Raw genomic sequence first — 8123 nt, forward strand, 5'->3', positions numbered from 1 at the left:
GATATGTGATCTGGTCATCCGACCCGAACACTTCTGCGATCTTGGAAAGGCAAAACCCTTTACCATTGCTATTCACGGAGTAAACTCTCTTGCCATCGAGGAAGCAGGCCTCGTCCCGGTTCGGGGGCGGGGCCTTCACCACGCGCGGGCTGCGGCGGACAGCCGTCGTAGCCGCGCTCGCGATGCTGGTCGAGACGGGGGTCGCGCTCGACGCGATCACCGCCGAGGCCCAAGCCGCGCCCGCGAACGCCAAGGCGCCGGCCACCGCGCCGGTCAACGAGGCGCCGGACGCCGCGTCCGCGCTGCTGGCCGCGCGGCTCAACGGACGCCGGATCGAGGTCACCGGCGCCAGGACCGCCACCACCACCCTCTGGGCCGACCCCGAGGGCACGCTGACCCAGGACACCGCGACCGGACCGGTCAGGGTGAAGGTCGGCGACGCCTGGGTCCCCGTCGACACGACGCTCGTGGAGACGGCGGACGGCAAGGTCGCGCCGAAGGTCCACCCGGAGGGCCTCGTGTTCGCCGGCGGCGACGCCACGGTGAAGACCGGAGACCCGGTCGCCCCCACGACCCCCGCCTCCACGGCCCCGGCCGCCGCCAACACCACCCGGGCCAGCCGCAGCGAAGCCCGCGCGCAGGACGGTCCGTTCGCCACACCCGCAAAGCCCGCCGACGCCGCCAAGCCCGCCGAGCGCGAGCTGGTGACGATCGGCACCGGGGAGCAGCAGGTGCAGTTCGGCTGGCTCGGCCGGCTGCCCAAGCCCAGGCTGGAGGGCAGCAAGGCGACCTACGCCGACGCCCGCCCGGGTGTGGACCTCGTCCTGGAGGCCACCCGGACCGGCTTCGAGCAGTTCCTGATCGTCAAGGACCGCTCGGCCGTCTCGCAGGCCGGCACGATCACGCTCCCGGTCGACACCAGCGGTCTGGACGTGATCCGCAAGGACGACGGCTCGATCGAGCTGACGGAGCGTCCCTCCGGCAAGGTCCAGGCGAGGATCCCCGCCCCGGTGATGTGGGACGCGACGGTCGACCCGAACTCGCAGGAGCACACCCGGCGCGCGCCGGTGGCGATGGAACTGCGCGGCTCCGGTGCCGACGCCGAGCTGGTGTTCACCCCGGAGGCGGGCTTCCTCGCCGACCCGGCGACCAGCTTCCCGGTGACGATCGACCCCGCGCTCACCGTCGGGCCGTCCTTCGACACCTTCGTCCAGCAGGGCTACGCGACCGACCAGTCGTCGGCCGTCGAGCTGAAGCTGGGCAACAACGGCAGCGGCCAGGTCGCCCGTTCGTTCCTGCACTTCCCCGAGGGGCCGTACCACGGCAAGCACATCCTCTCGGCGAAGCTGAACCTCTACAACTGGCACTCGTGGTCGTGCGAGCCCTGGTCCTGGGAGGTCTGGGACACCGGCCTCGCGTCCACCGCCACCCGGTGGACCAACCAGCCGGGCTGGAACAAGATGTGGGCGGTCAGCAACAAGACGGCCGGCAACGAGACGGCCGGCTGCGGCAACGCCTGGGTCAGCCAGGACGTGACGAGCCTGGTCGCCGCGTGGTCCGACAACGGCTACACCAACAACGCGCTCGGCCTGCGCGCCTCCACCGAGACGAGCCCGTACTCGTGGAAGCGCTTCGACTCCGCCGAGGGCTCCAACCCGCCGTACCTGTCGGTCACGTACAACACGGTCCCGACGGCCCCGCCGGCGGTGGACGTGTTCCCCGCGCACCAGGGGAACCCGCGCTACACCTCCTCGGCCACGCCCACCTTCCAGGTGCTGGCCAGTGACCCCGACGGCGGCGGCCGGGTCGGCGCCGACTTCGACCTGTACCGTGCGGGCGTGTTCGTCAAGCGCGTCTACAAGGAGGTCCCGAACGGCAGTTACGCCCAGGTGAAGCCGGCCGACTTCGGGATCGCGAAGCTCGACGAGGGCGTCACCTACTCGATGGGCGCCCGCCTCTGGGACGGCACCGACAACTCGCCGTGGGCGCCGCAGGACGTGGTCGTCGTCGCCGACACCACCAAGCCCGGCGCGCCGTTCGTCACCTCGCCCGACTACCCCTCGGACGAGGCCTGGCACGGCGCCGCGGGCCAGGCCGGTCGCTTCACGCTGACCCCGCCGGCCGGCACCGGTGACGTGATCGGCTACGTCTACACCCTGGACGGCAAGTCGCCGACGACGGTGGACGCGACCGGGGCGACCACCGCCTCGATCACCCCGCCCACCGACGGCACGCACGTCCTGAAGGTGCAGACGAAGGACCGCGCCGACAACCTCTCGGACCCGGCCGTCCACACCTTCAGGGTCGGCAAGGCGGGCGTCGTCTCGCCCGTGGACGGCACGCAGGCCGCGAAGCGCGTCAAGCTCGCGGTCGACGCCCAGACCCAGTTCACCCGGGTGACCTGGCAGTACCGTCGCGGCCCCGGCGCCGCCGAGTTCGACGTCCCGGCGGCCCACCTCGCCAAGGCCGACAACACGCCCGTGGCCGGCACCCGGCCGCGGCTGGCCGAGCTCGGCGGCCACGCCAACTGGTCGGTGCTGGAGTCGCTCGGCCGGGTCGGCGGCGTCGTGCAGGTGCGCGCGCTGCTCTACACCGACAAGGACACCGACGCCGCGTACCCGACCGCCTGGTCGACCTTCACCGCCGACCCCAACGCCGACGGCGCGGCCGGCACCGAGGTCGGTCCGGGCTCGGTCAACCTGCTCACCGGCGACTACTCGGTCGACGTCACGGACACCGACGAGTTCGGCATGGCCACCAAGCGCTCCTCCTCCTCGCGCGGCACCGACCGCGGCTGGCAGGAGCAGGGCGAGCGGCTGACGGCCAACCAGCAGCAGGTGTCCACCGACACCACCGGCTTCCTGGCCACCCCGGGCACCGCCCTGCGGGCCACCGACCGGGGCCAGGGCTCCTCGACCGACTCGCTCAAGGTGCTGCCGGACGCCAACAAGTCCGGTGACACGTACGCGCTGCTCGGCGGCTCGGGCGGCCTGCAGCTGGGCATGAAGCCCGGCCGCACCTACCGGGTCAAGGCCTGGGTCTACGTGCCGTCCACGACCGGCCTGACCGCCGGGTACGACGACCGCGGCATGCGGATCGTCGTCGTCCACGGCAAGACCGGGGCGCTCACCACCACCGTCTCCCGCAAGGCGCCGTACACCGACGCCTGGGCGGAGCTCACCACCGACGTCACACTCGCCGCGGACGCCACCGAGGCGCAGGTCCGGCTCTACAACGGGCACTCGGACAACGCCGACCGGCCCGTGTACTTCGACAACATGTCGGTGCGCGAGCTCGTCGCGCCGTTCGGCCCGCAGTGGGCCGGCGGGGCGCAGGGCGAGGCGGCCGAGTACGTCTCGCTCGCCTTCCCGGGCGCGGACGCCGCGGTGCTCAAGGCCACCGACGACACGTCGGTCACCTTCGCGCGGGCGCAGGACGGCACGCTCTACCCCGAGCCGGGTGCCGAGCACCTCGGCCTGAAGGCGACCGGCGCCACCTACACGCTGACCGAACTGGACGGCTCCACCACGGTGTTCGCCCGCCAGGGCGAGTCCGACGTGTACGCCGTGCAGTCCTCCACCGGCCCGGACGCCGCGTCCACGACCCGGTACGTCTACGACTCCACCGACCGGCGCGCGGTGGTCAAGCGGGTGATCGCGCCCGTGGAGCCGGGCGTGGACGACGCCAACGGCTGCGCCGTCGACCCGCTGCCGCGCGGCTGCGAGGTCACCGACTACGACTACGCGGCCGCCACCACGGCCGTCGCCGGCACCCCCGGCGACTTCACCGACCGGGTGCAGGCCGTCAAGGTCTGGTCGTGGAACCCGGTGACCGCCAAGCAGGAGACCGTCGAGGTCGCGCACTACGCGTACGACGAGCGCGGCCGCCTCGCCCGGGTGTGGGACCCGCGCCTGGCCCAGCCGCTGAAGACGGCGTACGACTACGACGACGCCGGCCGGGTGACCCGGATATCCCCGGCCGGGGACCTGCCGTGGGACTTCGACTACGGCAAGGCCGCGGCCGACCAGGACCCGGGCCGGCTGCTGAAGGTCCGCCGGGCCTCGCTGGCACCGGGCAGCAAGGACCGGGTCGACGGCGAGATCGCCACCACGGTGGTCTACGACGTGCCGCTGACCCGCGGCGCGGGCGGCCCCTACGCGATGTCGGGTCCGGACGTCGCGGCCTGGGCCCAGACCGACGCGCCGACCGACGCCACCGCGGTGTTCGGCCCCGAGGACGACCCGGGCACCGGCACCGCTTCGGCCGCCAGGCCGGGCCCCGACGGCTACCGGGCCGCCACCGTGCACTACCTCGACGCCTCCGGCAGCGAGGTCAACACCGCGACCCCGTCCGTCACCCCCGGCGGTGACATCGACACCAAGGAGTACGACCGCTACGGCCACGCGGTCCGCGCCCTGGACGCGACCGACCGGTCCATCGCCATCGGCACGCACCCCGACACCGAGCGGTTCGTCGCGGAACTCGGCCTGCCGGCCGACTCCGCCTCCCGCGCCCGCCTGCTGGACCACCGGACGGTCTACTCCCCGGACGGCCTCGACGTCGTCGAGACGCTCGGCCCGGTCTACCGCGCCTCGCTCGCCGAGCAGGTCGAGGGCCAGAGCGCGCCGGTGTCCGTCACGGCCGAGGGCGAGAGCCTCGTCCAGCTCGGCGCGACCGACCCGCTGCGGGTGCAGACCCTCGCGCAGTGCTGCGCCGGGGCCGGCTGGTCCGGCGGCGCGCACGTGTTCTTCGGCGCGAACGAGGTCGGTGACAACGCGTCCTTCCGGGTCTCCGTGCCGGAGGAGGGCGAGTACCAGCTGACCGCGCTGCTGACCAGGGCCGCGGACTACGGCGTGGTCCAACTGTCGATCGACGGCCAGAACGTCGGCGGCACCTTCGACGGGTACAACCCGACCGTCACCACCAGCTCCTACACGGCGGGTTCGACGGTCCGGCTCGCCCGCGGTGACCACGAGCTGCGGCTCACCGTCACCGGGAAGAACCCGGCCGCGGTCACGCCGTACTACCAGGCGGGCCTGGACCGGGTCACCCTGACCAAGACCACGCTCAACCCGACCCTGCCGGCCGGCACCCCGGTGCTCGCCCGGGACCACAACACCAACACCTACGACGAGGGCAGGCCGGACGGCAGGACGTACCACCTGGTCACCACCTCCACCGACGGCGCCCGCATCGACGGCCACGCCGCCGACGTCGAACTGCGCGTCACGAAGCACGGCTACGACGCGCCGATCGGCGGTGTCCCCGGCTGGCAGCTGCGGGTGGCCACCTCGGTCACCACCGACGCGCTCGGTGCCAAGCCGACCGCCTACCTGAAGTACGACGCGGCCGGCCGCGCGCTGGAGTCCCGCAAGCCCGACGGCACCGGCGCCGACGCGAGCACCGTGAAGTCGGTGTTCTACACGGCCGGTGCCAACCCGGACGACGCCCTGTGCGGTAACCGGCCCGAGTGGGCGGGCAGCCCCTGCGCCACCCTGCCCGGCGGTCCGGTCACGGGCGCGGACGGCTCCCGGATGCCGACCACCCTGCCGGTCAAGCGGATCACCCGGTACTCGCCGTTCGGCGAGCCGGAGGAGACGACGGAGACCAACGCCGGCAAGACCCGCAAGACCGTCACCACCTACGACGGGGCGGACCGGGTCACCTCCACCGAGATCACCTCGGACGAGGGCCAGGCACTGTCCAAGGTCACCACCGAGTACGACCCGGCGACGGGCGACGCGGTCAGGACCACCACCGACGGCAAGTCGCTCACCCGCGTCATGGACGCGCTCGGCCGGCTGATCTCGTACACGGACGCCGACGGCGGCACCACCACCACGGAGTTCGACCGGTTCGGCAAGCCGGTCAAGGTCACCGACCCGACCGGGTCCACCACGTACGCCTACGACCGCGCGAAGGAGCCGCGCGGGCTCGTCACCTCGGTCAGCGACAGCGTGGCGGGCGAGTTCACCGCCGCGTACGGTCCGGACGGCCAGCTGGTCGAGCAGACCTACCCCGGCGGCATCGTCCGCCGCGACACCTTCAACGCGGTGGGCGAGGCCACCGGCCGCACCTACACCCGCACCTCCGACAACACGGTCGTCTGGGCGCAGACCAGCGACGTCTCCACCCAGGGCCAGGTGGCCCGCAACACCAGCTCCACCGCCACCCGCACCTACCAGTACGACCGGCTCGGCCGGCTGGTGAAGGCCCAGCAGTCCAGCACCACCAGCGGCTGCGTCACCCGGCAGTACGCCTTCGACGCCCACTCCAACCGGCTCTCGAAGACCACCACGCCGGCCGCGGCGGACGGCTCCTGCGCCACCACCGGCGCGGTCGCCGAGAACCACGCCTACGACAGCGCCGACCGGCTCACCGACGCCGGCTACGCCTACGACGCCTTCGGGCGCACCGTGAAGACCGCCACCGGCGCGACCGACACCTACTGGGCCAACGACAAGGTCGCCGCCCAGGAGAAGGGGGACACCCGGCAGCAGTGGGCGCAGGACGCCGCACACCGGCCGACCGCCTACACCACCGCCAGGAAGCAGGCCGACGGCAGCTGGTCCAACCTCACGTCGAAGCTGAACCACTACGGCGACGACTCCGACGAGGTCCGCTGGACGGTGGAGGACACCACCCAGGGCACCGTCACCCGCAACGTCTCTGGCCCGGACACCGACCTCGTCGCGACCACCGGCAGGACCGGTGACGTCCAGCTCCAGCTGACCGACCTCTTCGGCTCGGTGGTCGTCACCACCGACACCGCCCTCACCAGGCCGGTCGTGCTGGACTTCGACGAGTTCGGCGTCCCGCAGGACGGCCAGGCCGCCGTGCGGTTCGGCTGGCTGGGCGGCAAGGAGCGCTCCGCCGAGGCGCAGGACGGCGTCATCCTGATGGGCGCCCGCCTCTACAGCCCGGCCCTGGGACGCTTCCTGCAGGTCGACCCGGTGCCGGGCGGCAACGCCGGCCCGTACGACTACTGCACCGGCGACCCGGTCAACTGCACCGACCTCGACGGCAACTGGGGCATGCCCAAGTGGCTGAAGAAGACGGTCCACGTGGTGGCCAGGGTCTCCGAGGTCGCCTCGTACATCCCCGGCCCGATCGGTGCGGCGGCCGCGGCCGTCTCGTCGATCTCCTACGCCGCGACGGGCAACTGGCGCAAGGCGGCGGAGATGGGCGTCACCGCGCTGTCCGGACTGGTCGGTGCCAACACCGCGGTGAAGGGCGCCTTCACGGCCGTCCGCGCGAGCCGGGCGGCCGGGCGGGCCGGGCGGTTCGCCTCCCGGGCGCGCTCGGTGTTCCGCAGCTCCGGCTGCAACTCCTTCGCCCCGGACACCCCGGTGCTGATGGGCGACGGCTCGCAGCTGCCGATCGGTCAGGTCCAGGTCGGCGACTACGTGATGTCCACGGACCCGGGGACCGGCGAGTCCCGGCCCGAGCCGGTGCTCAACGTCATCGTCGGCTACGGCACCAAGCACCTGGTCGACATCCAGGCCGGCCCGGACGGCGGCCAGCCGCTGCGGGCGACCGCCGAGCACCCGCTCTGGGTCACCGGCAAGGGCTGGACGGACGCGGCCGAGGTCGAGGCCGGCGACGCCCTGATCGCCCCGGACGGCACGGTCAGCGACGTGACCCGGGTCAACGACCTCGGCTTCGTCGTCGACCAGCTGGTCTTCAACCTCACCATCGGTGACCAGCACACCTTCTCCGTCCAGGTCGGCGACAGCTGGGCGCTCTCCCACAACAAGTCCGCCGCCTGCCAGATCTCGATGCAGAAGCAGGCCCGGCACGTGCGGGGGACTCCGGAGTACCACCGGGAGGTGAAGAAGCGCGGCGGCCTCTCGACCTTCCACGGCTGGAAGTCCGCCCGCCGGTTCGTCGAGCACGCGTGGCGGCATGGGAAGGTGATCGAGAAGAAAAAGGGCAAGGAGGTTCGTGAGCTCGAGTTCGGTTTCGGCGTCGGCACCAACGCCAAGGGGCGGACGCAGACGAAGGTCCGCGTCCACCGGGACGCGAAGGGCAAGATCCACGGACACCCGTCAGGCCGGGGGTACTGACCCCTTCTGACACCTTGATCGACCGGGCCCGGCGCCTCGCGGAGACCTCCCGAGGCG

Annotated in this window: 1 protein-coding gene; it reads left to right on the forward strand. The window is 72.5% G+C overall.

The features are described from left to right. Window positions 1-89 precede the first annotated feature (89 nt). Entirely contained in the window at window positions 90-8066 is a 7977-nt protein-coding gene (locus ACFXDE_RS39170; protein WP_380499093.1) for a DNRLRE domain-containing protein, read from the forward strand. The last annotated feature ends 57 nt before the right edge of the window (window positions 8067-8123 follow it).

Source organism: Kitasatospora sp. NPDC059408, from assembly GCF_042751525.1.
Taxonomy (GTDB): domain Bacteria; phylum Actinomycetota; class Actinomycetes; order Streptomycetales; family Streptomycetaceae; genus Kitasatospora.